19 protein-coding genes are annotated in these 17617 nt (G+C 66.5%); 14 read left to right on the plus strand and 5 right to left on the minus strand.

The genetic code is table 11. The features are described from left to right. Positions 1-41: 41 nt before the first annotated feature. From QX128_RS12000 to QX128_RS12020, 5 genes are all read left to right on the plus strand, one after another. Positions 42-1400, plus strand: a complete 1359-nt coding sequence (locus QX128_RS12000) for a formimidoylglutamate deiminase (protein WP_315803424.1) — start codon at positions 42-44, stop codon at positions 1398-1400. Further along, positions 1397-2134, plus strand: a complete 738-nt coding sequence (gene hutC / locus QX128_RS12005; protein WP_315803423.1) for a histidine utilization repressor — start codon at positions 1397-1399, stop codon at positions 2132-2134. Before QX128_RS12000 ends, hutC begins: the two co-directional genes overlap by 4 nt. Before the next feature lie 127 nt (positions 2135-2261). Then, positions 2262-3206, plus strand: a complete 945-nt coding sequence (locus tag QX128_RS12010) for an ABC transporter substrate-binding protein (RefSeq protein WP_315803422.1) — start codon at positions 2262-2264, stop codon at positions 3204-3206. A 251-nt stretch (positions 3207-3457) separates the two neighbouring features. Continuing rightward, positions 3458-4231 carry an ABC transporter permease gene (locus QX128_RS12015; RefSeq protein ID WP_316237655.1) on the plus strand — a complete coding sequence of 258 codons (774 nt, stop codon included), beginning with the start codon at positions 3458-3460 and terminating at the stop codon, positions 4229-4231. Then, positions 4228-5013, plus strand: coding sequence for an ABC transporter ATP-binding protein (locus tag QX128_RS12020; protein ID WP_315803421.1), 786 nt, complete (start codon positions 4228-4230; stop codon positions 5011-5013). Before QX128_RS12015 ends, QX128_RS12020 begins: the two co-directional genes overlap by 4 nt. Positions 5014-5329: 316 nt before the next feature. On the opposite strand, the gene QX128_RS12025 is transcribed toward QX128_RS12020, so the two are convergent. Together QX128_RS12025 and QX128_RS12030 are read right to left on the minus strand one after the other, a co-directional pair. Next, positions 5330-5596: a hypothetical protein gene (locus tag QX128_RS12025; RefSeq protein ID WP_315803420.1), complete on the minus strand. Its 267-nt coding sequence runs from the start codon at positions 5594-5596 to the stop codon at positions 5330-5332. A gap of 11 nt (positions 5597-5607) precedes the next feature. Beyond that, the gene (locus QX128_RS12030) at positions 5608-6369 is read right to left on the minus strand and encodes a DUF899 domain-containing protein (RefSeq protein WP_316237541.1); all 762 of its coding nucleotides are present in this window, start codon (positions 6367-6369) and stop codon (positions 5608-5610) included. 86 nt (positions 6370-6455) lie between these two features. On the opposite strand from QX128_RS12030, the gene QX128_RS12035 reads away from it, so the two are divergent. Both QX128_RS12035 and QX128_RS12040 read left to right on the plus strand, forming a co-directional pair. Next, positions 6456-7676, plus strand: a complete 1221-nt coding sequence (locus tag QX128_RS12035) for a helix-turn-helix domain-containing protein (RefSeq protein WP_316237542.1) — start codon at positions 6456-6458, stop codon at positions 7674-7676. Positions 7677-7708: 32 nt separating this feature from the next. Further along, the gene (locus QX128_RS12040; RefSeq protein WP_315803417.1) at positions 7709-8353 is read left to right on the plus strand and encodes a PQQ-binding-like beta-propeller repeat protein; all 645 of its coding nucleotides are present in this window, start codon (positions 7709-7711) and stop codon (positions 8351-8353) included. Positions 8354-8383: 30 nt separating this feature from the next. Here the strand turns inward: QX128_RS12040 and QX128_RS12045 are convergent, their stop codons facing one another. Further along, the gene (locus QX128_RS12045; RefSeq protein WP_316237543.1) at positions 8384-9523 is read right to left on the minus strand and encodes a hypothetical protein; all 1140 of its coding nucleotides are present in this window, start codon (positions 9521-9523) and stop codon (positions 8384-8386) included. 229 nt (positions 9524-9752) lie between these two features. Between QX128_RS12045 and QX128_RS12050 the strand changes: the two genes are divergently transcribed. The 6 genes from QX128_RS12050 to QX128_RS12075 are packed head-to-tail and all read left to right on the plus strand — an operon-like array spanning position 9753 to position 16012. Then, a complete protein-coding gene (locus QX128_RS12050) occupies positions 9753-10574 on the plus strand; it encodes a sugar phosphate isomerase/epimerase family protein (RefSeq protein WP_315803415.1) in 822 nt (273 codons plus the stop codon). A gap of 49 nt (positions 10575-10623) precedes the next feature. Beyond that, on the plus strand, positions 10624-12261 hold the full coding sequence (locus QX128_RS12055) for an ABC transporter substrate-binding protein (protein WP_315803414.1): 1638 nt from the start codon (positions 10624-10626) through the stop codon (positions 12259-12261). 4 nt (positions 12262-12265) lie between these two features. Beyond that, on the plus strand, positions 12266-13240 hold the full coding sequence (locus QX128_RS12060; protein ID WP_315803413.1) for an ABC transporter ATP-binding protein: 975 nt from the start codon (positions 12266-12268) through the stop codon (positions 13238-13240). Then, entirely contained in the window at positions 13237-14229 is a 993-nt protein-coding gene (locus QX128_RS12065; protein WP_316237544.1) for an ABC transporter ATP-binding protein, read from the plus strand. Before QX128_RS12060 ends, QX128_RS12065 begins: the two co-directional genes overlap by 4 nt. Next, positions 14229-15158, plus strand: coding sequence for an ABC transporter permease (locus QX128_RS12070; protein ID WP_316217428.1), 930 nt, complete (start codon positions 14229-14231; stop codon positions 15156-15158). Before QX128_RS12065 ends, QX128_RS12070 begins: the two co-directional genes overlap by 1 nt. Beyond that, a complete protein-coding gene (locus tag QX128_RS12075; RefSeq protein WP_315803410.1) occupies positions 15155-16012 on the plus strand; it encodes an ABC transporter permease in 858 nt (285 codons plus the stop codon). Before QX128_RS12070 ends, QX128_RS12075 begins: the two co-directional genes overlap by 4 nt. Positions 16013-16018: 6 nt before the next feature. Here QX128_RS12075 and QX128_RS12080 read toward each other — a convergent pair whose 3' ends face one another. Both QX128_RS12080 and QX128_RS12085 read right to left on the minus strand, forming a co-directional pair. Next, positions 16019-16186, minus strand: a complete 168-nt coding sequence (locus QX128_RS12080; RefSeq protein WP_315803409.1) for a hypothetical protein — start codon at positions 16184-16186, stop codon at positions 16019-16021. A gap of 109 nt (positions 16187-16295) precedes the next feature. Further along, a complete protein-coding gene (locus tag QX128_RS12085; protein WP_316237545.1) occupies positions 16296-17189 on the minus strand; it encodes an NAD(P)/FAD-dependent oxidoreductase in 894 nt (297 codons plus the stop codon). Between the two features lie 225 nt (positions 17190-17414). On the opposite strand from QX128_RS12085, the gene QX128_RS12090 reads away from it, so the two are divergent. Then, the gene (locus tag QX128_RS12090; protein ID WP_315714266.1) at positions 17415-17576 is read left to right on the plus strand and encodes a hypothetical protein; all 162 of its coding nucleotides are present in this window, start codon (positions 17415-17417) and stop codon (positions 17574-17576) included. The last annotated feature ends 41 nt before the right edge of the window (positions 17577-17617 follow it).

Below are 17617 nucleotides of genomic sequence, written 5' to 3' on the forward strand. Positions count from 1 at the left end.
TAAACTCGCTTCCGCCGTTCTGTCCAGCGGGCTTATCAAACATGGCGTCACTGCACTTCGCATCCGCGCTTCTGCCCACGGGTTGGGCCGAGGACGTGCAGGTCGTCATCAGCAACGGCGCGATCGCGCAGGTCTCGGCGGGCGTGCCTCCGACCTCAGAAGACGAGCAACACGAGGTCGCGATCCCCGGCATCGCCAGTCTGCACAGCCACGCGTTCCAGCGCGGCATGGCCGGGCTTGCCGAGGTCAGCGGACATTCCACCGACACGTTCTGGACGTGGCGCGAGACGATGTACCGCTTCGCGCTGTCGATGCGTCCCGAGGATGTCGAGGCGGTCGCGACGCTGCTCTATGTCGAGATGCTCGAGCGCGGCTTCACGCGGGTCGGCGAATTCCATTATCTGCACCACGATCGCGACGGCACGCCTTACGCCGATATCGCCGAGATGGCGGTGCGCATCGCCGCGGCTGCCCAGACATCCGGAATCGGCCTGACGCTGCTGCCGAGCTTCTATGCGCATGGCGGCTTCGGCGGCGCGGCGCCGCATGACGGCCAGCGGCGCTTCATCTGCGATGTCGATCAGTTCGCAAAGCTGCTGACGGCCTCGCGCAAGGCGATCAGCGCGCTCCCCGGCGCCAATCTCGGCATCGCGCCGCACAGCCTCCGCGCGGTCGCGCCGGATGAGTTGAGCGCGCTGCTGCCGCTCGCGGACGGCGGCCCGATCCACATCCATGCCGCCGAGCAGGTCAAAGAGGTCGAGGAATGCCTCGCCTGGTCGAGCCGGCGTCCGGTGCAATGGCTGCTCGATCACCACACCGTCGATGCGCGCTGGTGCCTGATCCACGCCACGCACATGACGGCCGACGAAACGGCGGCGCTCGCGCGGAGCGGCGCGACGGCCGGCCTTTGCCCGATCACCGAAGCCAGCCTCGGCGACGGCATCTTCCCGGCGCGCGACTATCTGCGCGCGCACGGGCGCATTGGCGTGGGCACTGACTCGAACGTGCTGGTCGGCGTCAGCGACGAGTTGCGCCAGCTCGAATACGGTCAGCGGCTGACGCATCGCGAGCGCAACGTGCTGACGTCGGGCCCGCATGCGTCGACGGGCCGAACGCTGTTTGATGCCGCTCTCGCCGGCGGCGCTCAGGCGCTGGCGCAATCCAACGCCGGGCTCCAGGTCGGAGGCCGTGCCGATATCGTCACGCTCGATCTGTCGCATCCGTCGCTCGCAGGGCGGACGCAGGATGCGCTGCTCGACGGCTGGATCTTCGCGACATCGCACGACGCCATCGACTGTGTCTGGGCGAGCGGCGCCAAGGTCGTCCAGGGCGGCCATCATCGTTCGCGCGAGGCCGCCCGGCGCGGCTTCAACACGGCGGTGCGGAGGCTGCTCGCATGAGCCTCGCCGAGGATCGCGTCAAGCCGGGCGCCGGCACGCTCTACAAGACGATCCGCCAGGACATCGAGCGCCGCATCCTCACCGGCGAATGGCCGCCCGGACATCGTATCCCGTTCGAGCACGAGATCATGGCGCGCTACGGCTGCTCGCGCATGACCGTGAACAAGGCGCTCTCAGAGCTCGCCCAGGCCGACCTGATCGAGCGACGACGTCGCGCCGGCACGTTCGTGCGGCGTCCGCAATTCCTGTCGGCGGTGCTGAAGATCCCCGACATCCGCGCCGAGATCGGCGCGCTCGGCCGCGCCTACGGCTATCAGTTGATCTCCTCGACCCGCCGCACGGCCAATGCTGCCGATCGCGAGCGGCTCGGCGTCAAGAAACCGTGCAAGGTGATTGCGATCCGCTGCCGGCACAGCGCCGACAACGTCCCGTTCGCAATCGAGGATCGCCTGATCGATCTCGACGCGGTGCCCGATGCAGCCAAGGCCGACTTCAAGATCGATCCGCCAGGCTCATGGCTGCTGCATCACGTGCCCTGGACCGAGGCTGAGCACGCGATCAGCGCCATCGTCGCCGACGATACAATTGCCGAAGGTCTCGACATCGCGACCGGCGCACCCTGCCTAGTGATCGAGCGCCACACCTGGCGCAAGGGGCAGCCGCTCACGGCTGTCAGGCTGATCTATCCCGGCGAGCAGCACCGCCTGGTAGCACGATTCAGGGGCAGCGAATGAGACGGCTCATGCGCGCCCGATCTGAGCACGGGATTTGCAAGCACGCATGCAAAGACAAGCGGAGATCGCAGCCATCACGGCTGCGAGCCGCACGACAAGCTTCCTCTCACAGCAAAGGACGATGACGATGCGCAGACTAGGGCTTCTCGCAGTAACGGCCGCGCTCCTGGCCTCGACGACCGCCTACGCCGACGACGTCAAGGTCGGCGTCGGCATTTCCGGCTGGACCGGTTTCGCGCCGCTGACGCTGGCGAAGGAGGCCGGCATCTTCAAGAAGAACGGGCTCGACGTCACCATCAAGAAGATCCCGCAGAAGGATCGCCACCTCGCCATTGCCGCCGGCGACGTGCAGTGCGCGGCGACGACGGTCGAGACCTGGATCTCCTGGAACGCCAACGGGGTCGCCACCAAGCAGATCTTCCAGCTCGACAAGAGCTACGGCGCCGACGGCATGGCCGTACGCAACGACATCGCCTCGATCAAGGACCTGAAGGGCAAGACGGTGGCAGCATCGGCGCCGGGCACCTCGCCCTATTTCGGGCTGGCCTGGATGCTCAAGAAGAACGGCCTGAGCATCAAGGACGTCACCGTCGTCAACATGGAGCCGGGCCCGGCCGCGCAGGCTTTCGTCGCCGGCCAGAACGACGCCGCGATGACCTACGAGCCGTATCTCTCGACGGTCCGCGCCGCCCCCGACAAGGGCAAGATCATCGCCACCACGCTCGACTATCCGATGGTGATGGACACGTTCGGCTGCACGCCGAAATTCCTGTCCGAGAACCCGAAGGCCGCCAAGGCGCTCGCCGACAGCTATTTCGAGGCGCTCGACATGATCGCCAAGGACCAGACCAAGGCCTATGAGATCATGGGCGCCGATGTGAAGCAGACGGCCGATCAGTTCGGCAATTCCGCCAAATATCTGCGCTGGCAGGACAAGGCTGCGAGCCAGAAGTTCTTCGAGACCGAGTTCAAGACCTTCAACAAGGACGCGGCCGAGCTCCTGCTCGAGGTCGGCATCATCAAGCAGATCCCGAAGATCGAGGATCTCTATGATGCGAGCTTCATCAAGTAGAAGCGCGATCTGGGTGACTTCGTCATTGCGAGCGAAGCGACGTGTCCGCCGAAGCTCGTAGAGCGAAGGCGGAAGCAATCCTGGGCCCAGGGTGAGACCCTGGATTGCTTCGTCGCTTCGCTCCTCGCAATGACGAGCTTGATGCATCGTGCGCAGCATTGGCGCCGCCCCCTGAGCCCACTCATTCGAGGTCACCATCCGCAGCCCGCGTCACCTCGCGGGCCGCATCCAACCCGAAAGCCCGATCCGTGATCCGTCCTCTCGATCCCGTCAGCGCCCGGTCCAGAACAGCGCTCGGCCTCGCCTTTTTCGTCGTGTTCGTCGCGGCGTGGGCGTTGGCGACGTTCGGCGGCTACGTGCCGAAGACCTTCCTGGCCGATCCCTTGACCATGCTGCACGAGGGCTGGGATCTGCTGGTCAAGTTCGGCTTCCTCTACGATATCGGCATGACGGTCTGGCGCGTCGTCGGCGGCTTCGTGCTAGCGGCCGTGATCGCCATTCCGCTGGGCCTGCTCATGGGCGCCTACAAGCCGGTCGAGGCGTTCCTGGAGCCGTTCGTCTCGTTCGCCCGCTATCTGCCGGCATCGGCCTTCATTCCGCTGCTGATCCTGTGGGCCGGCATCGGCGAACTGCAGAAGCTGCTGATCATCTTCATCGGCTCGGTGTTCCAGATCATCCTGATGATCACGGTGACCGTCGGCAACACGCGGCGCGATCTCGTCGAAGCCGCCTATACGCTCGGTGCCAGCGATCGCGGCATCATCGGCCGGGTGCTGCTGCCGTCAGCGGCCCCTGAGATCGCCGAGATCCTGCGGCTCGTGCTGGGCTGGGCCTGGACCTACGTCATCGTCGCCGAGCTGATCGGCTCGTCCTCCGGCATCGGCCACATGATCACCGACAGCCAGGCGCTGCTCAACACCGGGCAGATCATGTTCGGCATCATCGTCATCGGCCTGATCGGGCTGATCTCGGACTTCCTATTCAAGGCGTTCAACGCCTGGCTGTTCCCGTGGAAGCTGGCATGACCACGCTCGTCATCGACAACGTCACGCGCATCTTCCCGGCCCGCCAGGGACATGCGCCGACGCGCGCGCTGGAGCCGGTCGAACTCACGATCGGCAACAACGACTTCGTCACGATCCTGGGGCCCTCCGGCTGCGGCAAGTCGACCTTGCTGCGCATCGTCGCCGGGCTCGATCATCCGACCAGCGGCAAGGTGCTGCTCGATGGCCGTGAAGTGACAGGGCCCGGCGCCGATCGCGGCATGGTGTTCCAGTCCTACACGCTGTTTCCCTGGCTCACCGTGCGCGAAAACATCGCCTTTGGCCTGCGCGAACGCGGCGTGCCGGAGAGTGAACGCAACGCGATCGCCGACCGCTTCATCCAGCAGATCGGCCTCAAGGGTTTTGAGAACCACTGGCCCAAGCAGCTCTCCGGCGGCATGCAGCAGCGCTGCGCGATCGCCCGCGCGCTCGCCAATGATCCGAAGATCCTGCTGCTCGACGAGCCGTTCGGTGCGCTCGACAACCAGACGCGCGTGCTGATGCAGGAGATGCTGCTCGGCATCTGGGAGCGCGACCAGAAGACGGTGCTGTTCGTGACCCACGACATCGAGGAGGCGATCTTCCTTGGCAGCCGCGTGCTGGTGATGAGCGCGCGGCCCGGCCGCATCAAGGCCGACATCAAGATCGAGCTGCCGCATCCGCGCTCCTACAAGGTCAAGACCTCGCCGGAATTCGTAGCGCTCAAGGAGCGGCTGGTGGAAGAAATTCGCGCGGAAGCGCTGAAGGTGGCGGCGGAGGCGTGAGAAGTGGCCGCCAGCTAAGTGGCCTCGCTCAGCGCCGCCTCTGCGAGCGGGATCGCGGAGACAGACCCCCACCCAAGCGCGTTTGCCGCTCTGTCGTACATGCCCTCTCCCACAAGGGGAGGGCGCAGTAGTGGCCACCGCGCTTGAAGCGATCTCGAGCGACGCGTTCCAATTGGGGCCGCGGCAAGACTGCACAATGCAGTGCCCTCGCCCCTTGTGGGAGAGGGCATCGCCGGCTCATCCATACACTCGCTTGGGTGAGGGTCTCTCTCCGCAAGGACACTCTTAGCTGCATAGCTCACTGCTGCGTCGACGATCAGCTCACATCGCATCGATTCCTATGGAGGCTTCCTCCAATTCGCTTCAACCACGGCACCAGATGGAACGCGCTCATCAGGAGATACATCACGGTCATGTCGCCGAGCGGCGCACCCGCCGGCATGGCCGAGCAGATCACGTCTGATCGGCCGTCGCGGGCCATGGCGTTCAGCACCGCCATCAGCGCGAAGGTCGGCGCCGCAGCGTAGCGGAGACCATTGGCGATGTCGGGCATCACGCGCATCCTGGTCGGGAAGAACGCCATGGCTCTGCTCCTTAGCGTGTGCCGTATTCGTCGTGGCGCCGCCACCAGACGCCCTGCTCGTTGCGCCCCTTGGGCGCGCGATCGAGCCATTGATAGGCGCCCCAGAGGCCGTCGAGGCCGCGGGCATAGCTCGAATAGGTGTGATAGACGACACCATCCTCGAGGACGAAGGCGCTCATGCCCGGCCGGTCGCGCATGAAGGTCGCGCCGTCGGTCCCGGCGCCGGCGGCAATCTCCGCCACCATCGCCGGCACATCGGACGCCCCGAGCGGGGGACTGGTGCGATAATTGTACTCGCTGCCGCCCTGGCGCTGCTGCTCCTCGGTGATCGCGACGTTGAAGTCGAAATTGAAGTCGCTGCTCGCCGATGACGCCCAGGGAAAGCTCCAGCCCATGCGCGCCTTGTAGGCTTTCAGTTTCGCCAATGGTGCGCGCGACACCGCCCACAGCATCACGTCGTGATTGGCGAGATGGACCTGGAAGCCGTTGAAGCCGTCGGCAATCATCGAGCACGACGGGCAGCCCGCCTGGAAGTCGGGGCCGAACATGAAGTGATAGACGAGCAGCTGCGAGCGGCCCTTGAATAGGTCTGGCAGCGTCGCCGGCCCGTCCTCGGTGTCGAAGCGATAGGCCTTGTCGACGCGCACCCATGGCAGGGCCTGGCGGCGTTCCGCCACCTCGTCGCTGCGGCGGGTGAGTTCCTTCTCGGCTTGCAGCAGGTCGAGCCGGGCCTTCAACCAATCTTCGCGCGTTCCGGTGATATGCATGGTCATGGTCGTCATCCTTTTGCGTGTTGACCGCAGCTCAGACTAGGATCGGCAGGAGAGCGACCGGGAGTGACAAGTATGGCGGGATTTGCATGGACTCGCTGATCTCGGCGGCGGCGCAGGCGCTCGCCGCGGGCGATCCGCTCGGCGCATTGAACCGGGTCGCGTTGCGCGATGATCCCCCGGCGCTGGCGCTGCGCGGCATCGCGATGGCGCGGCTTGGCGATTTCGGGCGCGCGAAGGCGCTGCTCCGGCAGGCCGCGCGAAGCTTCGGTCCCAAGGCGGTTCTGGCCCGCGCCCGCTGCGCCGTCGCCGAGGCCGAGATCGCCCTTGCAGCGCGCGACCTCGGCTGGCCGACGAAGTCGCTCGCGGCGGCGCGCGAGACCCTGGAGCAGCACGGCGACCGCGCCAACGCTGCCTATGCGCGCAGCCTCGAGATCAGGCGCATGGTGCTGGTCGGGCACCTCGATGACGCCGAGCGTGGCCTCGCCGATCTCGATCCCTCGCCACTGCTGCCGGCGGCCCGCACGATCTACGAACTGATCGTGGCCGGACTGGCCTTGCGCCGGCTGCAAACGAAGACCGCGCGATCGGCGCTCGAACGCGCCGCGCGGTCGGCGCGGCAGGCCCGCATTCCCGAGCTCCGGGCGGAGATCGAGCGGGCCTCGTCGGCGCTGTCGGCACCGGCGGCGCGGATGATCCGGCGTGGCGAGGAACGCCTGCTGCAGCTCGACGACGTCGAGCGGCTGTTGCGGTCGGACCGGCTGATCATCGATGCCTGCCGCCTGGCGGTACGCCAGGCGAGCCAGATCGTGCCGCTGGCGCGGCGCCCGGTGCTGTTTGCACTCGCCCGGCGACTGGCCCAGGGAGCGCCCGACGACGTGCCGCGGGCCGAGCTGATCGCGCATGCGTTCCGCGGCAAGGAGGCCGACGAGTCGCACCGCGCGCGCCTGCGCGTCGAGATCGGACGGCTGCGCCAGTTGCTCCAAGGCCTCGCCGAGATCCATGCCACGCGCGACGGCTTCGCCCTGGTGCCGTGTGACGATCGCGAGGTCGTCGTGCTGGCGCAGCCGATCGAGGACGACAACGCCACCGTGCTCGCCTGCCTTGCCGATGGCGAGGCCTGGTCGAGCTCCGGCCTCGCGCTGGCGCTGGGCGCAAGCCAGCGAACGGTGCAGCGTGCCCTCGACGAACTCGCATCGTCTGGGAAGGTGCAGTCGTTCGGCCGCGGCCGCGCGCAACGCTGGACCTGTCCGGTCGTGCGGGAATTCGCGACGGCGTTGTTACTCCCCGCGTGGTCGTCGCTCGACTAGCGTGGGTCCATCGGAAGCAGAGGATGGCAGACATGACACGAGCAGCCGCGGAGATCACTCGCGAGTACGGCCCCTTCGACGGCGCCGAGCGCGTCAACGGCGTCAGCTATGACGGCCGGCAGGTGTGGATCGCGACCGGCAGCAGCATCAAGGCGTTCGATCCCGCCGACGGCACGGTGCGGACGTCCATCGATCTCCCCTCTCACGCCGGCACGGCGTTCGATGGCCGGCATCTCTATCAGATCGCGGAAGATCGCATTCACAAGGTCGATCCCGACGACGGCCGCGTGCTCGCGACCATCCCGGCGCCCTCGGGTGGCGGCGACTCCGGACTTGCCTGGGCGGAGGGATCGCTCTGGGTCGGCGCCTATCGCGATCGCAAGATCCACCAGATCGACCCTGCGACCGGAAAGATCCTGCGCAGCATTCCGTGCACGCGCTTCGTCACCGGCGTCACCTGGGTCGACGGCGAGCTCTGGCACGGCACCTGGGAGGACGACGTCAGCGACATCAGGCGCATCGATCCCGCCACCGGCGAGGTGCTCGACCAGCTCGACATGCCCGCCGGCACCGGCGTCTCCGGCATGGAATCCGACGGCGAAGAGACCCTGTATTGCGGCGGCGGCGACAGCGGCAAGGTGCGCGCGATCAGGCGGCCGAAGCGGGCGCGAGGGTGAGCCGCTGACGGCTCCGCGACAGGAAGTGGCCTACTTGCCGATCGAGGTGTAGGCCGCCTTGCGGAAATTGGCGTTGGCCTCCTCGCGCGTCTGCAGCTGCTGGCCACCGCCGCCACCGACCGGCCTGGTGGGCGTGACCACCGAGAACAGCACGAAGCCGCCGGCCTTGCGCGGGAAGATGAAGTATTCGGCGATATCCGACTTCTCGCTGTCCTCGCAGGAGGACATGCCGCGGAACACCACGGCGCTGTCGACCAGCTCGCTGTTGCGCGCCGAGATGAACTTGCCCTTGCAGTCGCGCGCGTCGTTGCCGATGATCGTGGCAGCGACTTCCAGGCCGTCGACATTGCGCTGTGGCGGCACGATCCGAACGAAGCCGGTGGCGTTGTCCGCCTTCCAGGCGACCCCGCCCGATGTCAGCCACACCGGCCGCTCGCCTCCGCCCAGAATGGCCGGATGCGACAGCGAGGCCTTGAGGATGAAGTTGGAGGCGATCTGCATCGCTTCCAACTGCAGCTCGGGAGAATCCTCCGCGGCACGTGACGGCTGCGTGCTGGCGGTTGCGGCGGGCGCGGCGCCGGCAGGAGCTGCCTGACGCTGCGCCGAGTGAGCACCGGGCTGCACCGTGAAATTCGTCGCTGCCGCCAATCCGCCGGCATTGATCATGCGCACGCAATTCGCCAGCGACGGCAGCAGCACCGACGTGCCGTTCAGATCGAACTGGAACAGGTTGCCCTGCGCGAAGGCCGACATCGTCCGAGCCGCCCTGAACGATTTGATCAGGCTGGAGTCGTTCGGCATCGGCACGACGACCATGTTGGCCGACCACACCGAGCCCTCGACATTGTAGGAATTGCGCCCGTCGAAGCTGAGCACGATGGGAAACTTCTGCCCCTGCGAGAGCGACCAGCCAGGATGGATGAAGGCGAGAGCCCAGTTGTAGGTCGGCAGCGCGAGGACGCCGAAATTGATGCCGCTCTTGTAGCTGGCGGATGCGATGCAGCTCGAGAACTTCCCGGTGTTGTCGTCGGTGTAGGCGCCGCCCGACCAACCGGCCACGGAGACGGAGCCGTAGGGCCCCTTCGCATGCGCAGTCTCGTTCAACGCAGATATCGCCGTCAGCGCCAGAAGTGAAAGTACCGTTCCAAGGATCGCCCGCCGCACCGTCATCCCAATTCCCCGTTTTCGCCGCATTGTTGCAATTCCCGCGGCTACGTCAAGTAGCAGCGACGAATGCGCGACTACCCCAGGGATTGATCTGCTGACCGGCTTCGTGCAGGCGCAGGCACAACATGTCGCGGTCGTCCTCCACAGCCCTTCATGGGAGCGTCATCGAACTCCGCTAGCGCTTGCCGGGTCTCACGCAGGCCAAGGGCTTCCTCGAAAGGGTTTCCTCGACATGACTACCACGCTGCCGGTGCTCGGCGCCGCCCTCTCCGTCAAGTCCATTCCCGCACATCGCGACTGGCTGCTCGAACGCCAGCGCGATCTCGAAATCCAGGACTTCTTCCGGGCGGACCTGCTCGACAGCGACTGGCGCAGCACCGCCAAGGAGATCAAGTCGATGCTGTCGGGCCACACCGGCCGGCTCGGCATCCACGGGCCGTTCTGGGGCTTCACCATCGCTAGCCACGATCCGATGATCCGCCGCGCCGTCACCAAGCGCCTGCTGCAGGGGCTCGAGGTCGCCGAGTTCCTCGGCGCCACGCAGATGGTGATCCACTCGCCCTACACGACCTGGGACTACAACAACATCGACATGCTGCCGGACAACCGCGAGGCGCTGATCGAGCGTGTCAGGGCGACGCTCTCCGATGTGATCGCTTCCGCCGAACAGGCCAATTGCGAGCTGGTGATCGAGAACATCGAGGACAAGGATCCGCTCGATCGCGTGGGCCTGGCGAAGGCGCTGGGCAGCAGCAAGGTGCGCGTCTCGCTCGACACCGGCCATGCCAACTACGCGCATCATTCGACGGGCGCACCGCCGGTCGACTACTACGTCGACGCCGCCGGCGACATGCTGACCCACGTGCATCTCCAGGACACCGATGGCTATGCCGACCGCCACTGGGCGCCCGGTGAAGGCAACATCCGCTGGGTGGCGGTGTTTCGCGCGCTGGCCCGCCTCACCTCCAATCCGCGCCTGATCCTCGAGCTGCGCAACCACGATCATGTCAAGGCCGGCGCGGCGTATCTCGCCTCGCTCGAGCTGGCTCAGTAAGCCACCACGTTCGCGCTTTCAGACGACCTCAGACCACAGAGAGATTGCCATGACCAAGCTCACCCGCCGCGGCCTGCTCGGCGCCGGCGCCGCGATCGGCGGCAGCTTCATCCTGCCGCGCGTGTCGATCGCGCAAGCCGACAACCGTCCCTCGGTCACCATCGCCGTACAGAAGGTGACCAACTCGAACGTGCTCGACGTGCTGCGCGAGCAGTCCAATGTCGGCGAGCGCGTGTTCTACTCGTCGCTGTGGGAAAGCCTGATCTCGAAGAACTTCCGCGGCAATCTCGAAGCCGTCCCCGGCCTTGCCACCGAGTGGAAGCGCATCGACGACCAGACCGTCGAGCTGAAGCTGCGCCAGGGCGTCAAGTTCCACAATGGCGACGAGATGACGTCCGAGGACGTCGTGTTCTCGTTCAGCCGCGAGCGCATGTTCGGCGACAGCGAAGCCAAGAGCCGCACCACCATCAAGGCGTTCGAGAAGATCCCGACGCCGCGCCCCGGCAAGGAGCTGCCGCCGGACGTGATCGGCGTGGCGCGCCGGATGTGGCCGGACCTCGTCCGCGTCGACGCCGTCGACAAATACACCGTGCGCTTCGTCAACGCGACGCCCGATGTGACCATCGAGGGCCGCCTGATGCGCTACGGCTCCGACATCATGAGCCGGCGCGGCTGGGAGGAGGCTGCGAGCTATCTCGACTGGGCGCGCAAGCCGATCACGACCGGTCCCTACAAGATCGTCGAATTCAAGCCCGACGTGTCGCTGACGCTCGAGGCTCATGACGAATATTGGGGCGGCCGACCGCCGCTGAAGCGCATCCGGTTCCTGGAAGTGCCGGAGGTCGCGAGCCGCATCAACGGCCTGCTGTCCGGCGAATACCAGTTCGCCTGCGACATCCCGCCGGACCAGATCGCCGGCATCGAGAAGAACGCGGCGTTCGAGGTCCAGGGCGGCACCATCCTCAATCACCGTCTCACCGTGTTCGACAAGAACCATCCGCAGCTCGCCAATCCCCTGGTGCGCCGCGCCTTCACCCATGCGATCGATCGCCAGGCCATCGTCGACAGCCTGTGGGCCGGCCGCACGCAGGTGCCGAAGGGCCTGCAATGGGAGTTCTACGGCGACATGTTCATCGCCGACTGGAGCGTGCCGGCGTTCGATCCGAAGCTGGCGCAGGACCTGCTCAAGCAGGCCGGCTACAAGGGTGACCCGATCCCCTATCGCCTGCTCAACAACTACTACACCAACCAGGTCGCGACCGCGCAGGTGCTGGTCGAGATGTGGCAGGCGGTCGGCCTCAACGTTCAGATCGAGACCAAGGAGAACTGGTCGCAGATCCTGGAGCGCGGCCCGACCCGCGCGGTGCGCGACTGGTCGAACTCGGCCGCCTTCAACGATCCGGTGTCGTCGCTGGTCGCCCAGCACGGCCCCAACGGCCAGCAGCAGCAGGTCGGCGAATGGAGCAACGACGAGCTCAACCGGCTGTCGGAGTTCCTGGAAACCTCGACCGATCGCGAGGCGCGCAAGAAGGCGTTCCGCCGCATGCTGGAGATCGCCGAGCGCGAGGACCCCGCCTATACGGTGCTGCACCAGAACGCGACCTTCACCGCCAAGCCGAAGTCGATCAAATGGAAGGCCTCGCCGGCCTTCGCGATGGACTTCCGCACCGGCAACTACGGAGCGTGACGCCGTGGCGCCGCTGGTCAGCATCTCCGGCCTGAAGGTCGCCTTCGACGGCACGCCTGTGCTGCACGGCATCGATCTCGACATCGGCAAGGGCGAGGCCATCGGCCTCGTCGGCGAGTCCGGATCCGGCAAGTCGGTGACTTGGCTCGCGGCGCTGGGTCTCCTGCCCGGCAAAGCGCAAGTATCAGGCTCGGCCAGGCTCGAAGGCCGCGAGCTGCTCGGCGCCGACGGCAAGGTGCTCGACCAGGTGCGCGGCCGCCGCATCGCGATGATCTTCCAGGATCCCGCCAGCGCGCTCAATCCGGTGCTCACGATCCGGCGCCAGCTGTGTGAAAGCCTGGCGCTGCATCGCGGCCTGCGCGGCGAGGCCGCGCGCATCGAGGCGCTGAGGCTGCTCGATCTCGTCGGCATCCCCGATGCTGTCAGGCGGCTGTCGGCCTATCCGCACGAATTCTCCGGCGGCCAGGTCCAGCGCATCATGATCGCGATGGCGCTCGCCGGCCAGCCCGACCTCCTGATCGCCGACGAGCCGACCACTGCGCTCGACGCCACCATCCAGGCGCAGATCCTCGATCTGCTGTCGGCCATCCGGCGCGAGTTCAACATGGCGATGGTCCTGATCAGCCACGACCTCGGCGTCGTCGCCGAGAATTGCGACCGCGTCTGCGTGATGTATGCCGGCCGCATCGTCGAGCGCGCACCCGCCACGCGGCTGTTCGACGATCCCTGGCATCCCTATGCGCAGGGCCTGATCGGCGCGCTGCCGCCGCTCGATGGCATCAGGCGGCGGCTACAGGCGATCCCCGGCACGGTGCCTGATCCGCGCGCGCTGCCGAGCGGCTGCGCCTTCGCGCCGCGCTGCACGTTTGCCGGCGACGGCTGCCACGCCGGCGTGCCGCCGCTGGCGCCGGTGGAGCCAGACCGCGCGGTGGCCTGCCTGCGGCCGCAGCGCCTGCCGGTGGAGCTCGCCGCCGAATGACAGCGCCGCTGGTCGAGGTCTCCGGGATCTCGCGCACCTATCGGATGCGGTCCGGCCTGTTCGGGCGTCCCGCATCCGTCCACGCCGTCGATGGCCTGAGCTTCTCCATCCAGAAGGGCGAGACACTCGGCATTGTCGGCGAATCCGGCTCCGGCAAGTCCACCACCGGCCGCATGGTGCTCGGGCTCGAGCCGCCTGACCGCGGCAGCGTGCGCTTCGACGGCGCGCCGATCGCTGCCCCCGGCTCGGCGGCGTGGCGCGCCCAGCGCGCGCGCATGCAGATGATCTTCCAGGATCCGCTCGGCGCGCTCGATCGACGACTTCCCGTGGCCTTGCAGATCCGCGAGCCGCTCGATATCCACGACATCGGCACCAAAGCCGAGCGCGACGCGCGCGTGCGTGAGTTGCTCCAGGCGGTCGATCTCAACGACAGCCACGGCGCCCGCTATCCCGGCGCCCTGTCCGGCGGTCAGCGTCAGCGCATCGTGCTCGCCCGCGCGCTGGCGACCAAGCCAGACTTCCTCGTCTGCGACGAGCCGGTCAGCGCGCTCGACGTTTCGATCCAGGCGCAGGTCGTGAACCTGCTGGTCGACCTGCAGGCCCAGCTCGGATTGACGATGCTGTTCATCAGCCATGACCTGCGCGTCATCAGGCAGATCAGCAGCAAGGTGGCGGTGATGTATCTCGGCCGCATCGTCGAGTATGGCGACGCCGACGATCTGTTCGCGCGGCCTCAGCACCCCTACACGCAGGCGCTGGTATCAGCCTCCCCTGCTCCGGGACGCCGCAGCACCAACCGCATCGTGCTGACGGGCGACCCGCCCAATCCGGCGGCGCGTCCCGCCGGCTGCGCCTTCCATCCGCGCTGCAGCCACGCGACCGCCCGCTGCGCCCACGAGGTGCCCGTGCTCACCGCGCTGGATCAGCAGCGCCAGGTGGCCTGTCATCTCGTCTCGGGGCAGCAATCGCAGACCCAGGACGCCGCGTGATGCTGCGCTATTTCGCCATCCGCCTGGCGCGTGCGCTGCTGACGATCGCGCTCGTCGTTACCTTTGCCTTCATCGTGCTCCGGCTGTCGGGCGATCCCGCGCTGATGATCATGGGGCCCGAAGCGCCGCCCGAGGTCATCGAAGCGTTCCGCAAGGCCTGGGGCCTCGATCATCCGATCTGGATGCAATATCTCGACTACTTCAGGGCGATCGGCCAGGGTGAGCTCGGCCGCTCGATGCGTGATGGCCGGCCCGCGATCCAGCTCGTCATCGAGCGCATCCCCGCGACCCTGGCGCTGACCGCCCCGGCGTTCCTGTTGAAAGTGCTGCTTGGCATTCCCGCTGGCGTCTACGCCGCGCTGCATCGGGGATCGGCGATCGACCGCGCCGTGATGATCACAGCGGTCGCGGGCTTCACGGTGCCGAGCTTCGTGCTGGCGCTGATCCTCGTGCTGATCTTCGCGGTGCAGCTCGGCTGGCTGCCCTCGGGCGGACAGGACTCGTGGCGTCATGCCATCCTGCCGATCGTGACGCTCGGCTTCGGCGGCGCCGCGGTGCTGGCGCGGTTCACGCGTAGCGCCATGCTGGAAATCCTCGGTCAGCCCTACATCAGAACGGCGTCGGCCAAGGGCGTGCCGTGGCGCCGGGTGATCACGAATCACGCGCTGCCCAACGCGGCGATCCCCACCGTCACCATTCTCGGCTTCATGGTCGGCAGCCTGATCGCAGGCGCTGTCGTGGTCGAGAGCGTGTTCTCCTGGCCCGGCGTCGGCCGTCTGCTGGTCGTCGCCGTCGCCAACCGCGACCTCGCGGTCGTGCAATGCATCCTGCTGCTGGTGGCGATGACGATGGTCACGTCGAACCTGATCGTCGATTTCCTTTACGGCCTGCTCGATCCGCGGCTGCGCAGCAAGGGAGCAGAGGCATGACCGACCTTGCATTGAAATCGCCCGCCGCGCGGCGGCCGCGCTGGCCGAATATTCCCGTCTCCGTGACCATCGCCGTCGGCTGGATCGTCGCGATGCTGTTGCTGGCGATCTTCGCCGATCAGCTCGCGCCATACGGCTTCACCAAGTTCGATCTGCGCAATCGCCTGTCCTTGCCCGGCAACCCGGCGCATTGGCTCGGCACCGACGAGCTCGGCCGTGACGTGCTGTCACGGCTGATCGTCTCGATCCGGATCTCGCTGCTGATTGCATTCGGCGCCACCGCGATCTCCGCCATCGCCGGCACCACGCTCGGCTTTCTCGCCGCGCATTTCCGCGGCCTCGTCGAGCAGGCGGTCCTGATGCTGGCGGACTTCCAGGCCAGCATGCCGTTCCTGATCCTGGCGCTCGCCGTGCTCGCCTTCTTCGGCAATTCGCTGCCGTTGCTGATTGGATTGATGGGCCTGTTCGGCTGGGAACGCTACGCACGCATCGCGCGCGGGCTCGCCATCTCCGCCAATGCGCAAGGCTACGCCGCCGCCGTGCGCCAGCTCGGCGCGACGCCGCAGCGGGTCTATCTCAGGCACATCCTGCCGAACATCGCCTCGACTCTGATCGTGTCGATGACGCTGGTGTTTCCGGAAGTCATCCTGCTGGAGTCCGGCCTGTCCTTTCTCGGGCTCGGCGTGCAGCCGCCGATGACGAGCCTCGGCAACATGGTCGGCTATGGTCGCGAGTATCTGACGCGCGCGCCGTGGATCATGCTGGCGCCAGCGGTCACGATCGTTGTGACGACGCTCGCCGTGTCCGTCATCGGCGACTGGCTGCGCGACCGGCTCGACCCGACGCTGCAATAGCTATGGTCAACGGCTAGCGTCGTGACGAGCCGCGGCACCATGCTCGCAGACGATCATGGCATGCCCCGCCTGCTCGCCCGCCAGCGCCATCCATTTCGACGCCTGCTGCAACCACTGATCGCGGCGGGCCGGATCGCGTTCGGCCTCCTCGCGACAACTCAATGCCGCAGTCATGCATGCCGATCTTCTGTCCATAAGATCATGGTCCGACACATCAACGCAAACGGCACTCACATGGGATATCGCGATTTCAGGTTGTGATCAATTCCACGCCGCCTTGCCGCTATGGTTCCGCATGGCGCATCGGCAATGAATGATGCGCGTGACAGGCGGCGACCGCGGCATGGCCGAACGCCACCGCGATCTGATGCAGGTCGGTGACGACGTCGCCGATGCCATAGAGTCCTGCGACGCCGCAGCGCTGCTTGGCATCGACCTCGAGAAAGCCCTCAGTCGTATGCCGCGCGCCGAGCCGGATGGCGAGGTCGGAGCGGACATCGGCCCCCATCGCAGGATACACGATCTCGAACCGCGCGCGGCTGCCATCGACGAACGACGCTTCGAGCGCACCGTCCCGGCGCTGCAACGCATGAAGCTGCGGCGTCACCCGAACGCCGGCGGCGGCAAGCTCCTGCCGCTTGGCCGCATCCTGCGCATCATCGATCGGGATCAAGGTGACGTCCGAACTGTAGACGCGCATGAACAGCGCCTTGCCGGCGGCATCGGCGAGCTCGCCCACGATCGCAATCTTGTGGCCGATGGTTTCGAAGCCGTCGCAGACGGGACAATAGCGCAGCTCGCCGTCACCGACCGCCGCTCGCCAATCGGCCAACGGCGGCTGCTTGTCGACAATCCCCGTTGCGAGGATGACGCGCTTTGCGGTGACCGTTCCGCGCTCATGAGTCGCAACGAGATCTGCATCGCGCGTGTCGAGAGCGCTCACCGTGCTCCGGATGATCGGAACGTGAAGTTCTTCGACCTGCCGCTGCATCCGTACGAGCAGCTCGCTTCCAGGCATGCCGTTCGGAAAACCCGGCAGGTTATGGCTCCGGGGAATCAGCGCCGCCCGCGACGCGCCGCTGTCGACGATCACGACCCGGCGCCGGAACCGTGCGAGGTAGATCGCGGCCATCAGGCCTGCGGGACCGCCGCCGATGATAAGTACTTCGGTGTGCATTGTCGCTCTCGTTCAACTAACGGAACCAAATGTCGGGAGGCGGAACGGTTCCTGATCCTCTTGTCAACTGGCGGAGACGCCGGAACAAGAATGGAACCATTCACGGCCATCGAGTGTTAACTTATGTCGCTGCCGCGGCGGAAAAGCCGTGCAAACTTGGCAGCGAGGGGGATTTGTTGCGAGGGCGCGTGGATGCGATTTGTAAATTCGACCGATGAAAGCTTGATGGCGTACTACGAAAGTGTCCGAAAGCAGGTGGCCGCCGACAGCCGGATCGGGGGCCCCTACCGCCTGATCGGTGATCGGGCCAAGCAGTATGCGCAGGAGCTCCAGGCCGAGATGCGGCGGCGGCAGTTGCGCTTCACGCCGATCGATTGGCCGAACTGATTTGGACAAGGATCGTGTGGCTCATCGAAGCCACCAGACAA

It is taken from the genome of Bradyrhizobium sp. SZCCHNR1015 (assembly GCF_032489875.1).
Lineage (GTDB): Bacteria > Pseudomonadota > Alphaproteobacteria > Rhizobiales > Xanthobacteraceae > Bradyrhizobium.

What these genes read in the sequence shown, in the direction of transcription:
- QX128_RS12035 (WP_316237542.1), top strand. Translation starts at nt 6,456, where the DNA reads ATGGACTCGCTGATCTCGGCGGCGGCGCAGGCGCTCGCCGCGGGCGAT.
- QX128_RS12065 (WP_316237544.1), top strand. Translation starts at nt 13,237, where the DNA reads ATGACAGCGCCGCTGGTCGAGGTCTCCGGGATCTCGCGCACCTATCGG.
- QX128_RS12075 (WP_315803410.1), top strand. Translation starts at nt 15,155, where the DNA reads ATGACCGACCTTGCATTGAAATCGCCCGCCGCGCGGCGGCCGCGCTGG.
- QX128_RS12050 (WP_315803415.1), top strand. Translation starts at nt 9,753, where the DNA reads ATGACTACCACGCTGCCGGTGCTCGGCGCCGCCCTCTCCGTCAAGTCC.
- QX128_RS12000 (WP_315803424.1), top strand. Translation starts at nt 42, where the DNA reads ATGGCGTCACTGCACTTCGCATCCGCGCTTCTGCCCACGGGTTGGGCC.
- QX128_RS12045 (WP_316237543.1), bottom strand. Translation starts at nt 9,523, where the DNA reads ATGACGGTGCGGCGGGCGATCCTTGGAACGGTACTTTCACTTCTGGCG.
- QX128_RS12070 (WP_316217428.1), top strand. Translation starts at nt 14,229, where the DNA reads ATGCTGCGCTATTTCGCCATCCGCCTGGCGCGTGCGCTGCTGACGATC.
- QX128_RS12085 (WP_316237545.1), bottom strand. Translation starts at nt 17,189, where the DNA reads ATGCACACCGAAGTACTTATCATCGGCGGCGGTCCCGCAGGCCTGATG.
- hutC (WP_315803423.1), top strand. Translation starts at nt 1,397, where the DNA reads ATGAGCCTCGCCGAGGATCGCGTCAAGCCGGGCGCCGGCACGCTCTAC.
- QX128_RS12030 (WP_316237541.1), bottom strand. Translation starts at nt 6,369, where the DNA reads ATGACCATGCATATCACCGGAACGCGCGAAGATTGGTTGAAGGCCCGG.
- QX128_RS12025 (WP_315803420.1), bottom strand. Translation starts at nt 5,596, where the DNA reads ATGGCGTTCTTCCCGACCAGGATGCGCGTGATGCCCGACATCGCCAAT.
- QX128_RS12090 (WP_315714266.1), top strand. Translation starts at nt 17,415, where the DNA reads ATGGCGTACTACGAAAGTGTCCGAAAGCAGGTGGCCGCCGACAGCCGG.
- QX128_RS12010 (WP_315803422.1), top strand. Translation starts at nt 2,262, where the DNA reads ATGCGCAGACTAGGGCTTCTCGCAGTAACGGCCGCGCTCCTGGCCTCG.
- QX128_RS12020 (WP_315803421.1), top strand. Translation starts at nt 4,228, where the DNA reads ATGACCACGCTCGTCATCGACAACGTCACGCGCATCTTCCCGGCCCGC.
- QX128_RS12080 (WP_315803409.1), bottom strand. Translation starts at nt 16,186, where the DNA reads ATGACTGCGGCATTGAGTTGTCGCGAGGAGGCCGAACGCGATCCGGCC.
- QX128_RS12040 (WP_315803417.1), top strand. Translation starts at nt 7,709, where the DNA reads ATGACACGAGCAGCCGCGGAGATCACTCGCGAGTACGGCCCCTTCGAC.
- QX128_RS12055 (WP_315803414.1), top strand. Translation starts at nt 10,624, where the DNA reads ATGACCAAGCTCACCCGCCGCGGCCTGCTCGGCGCCGGCGCCGCGATC.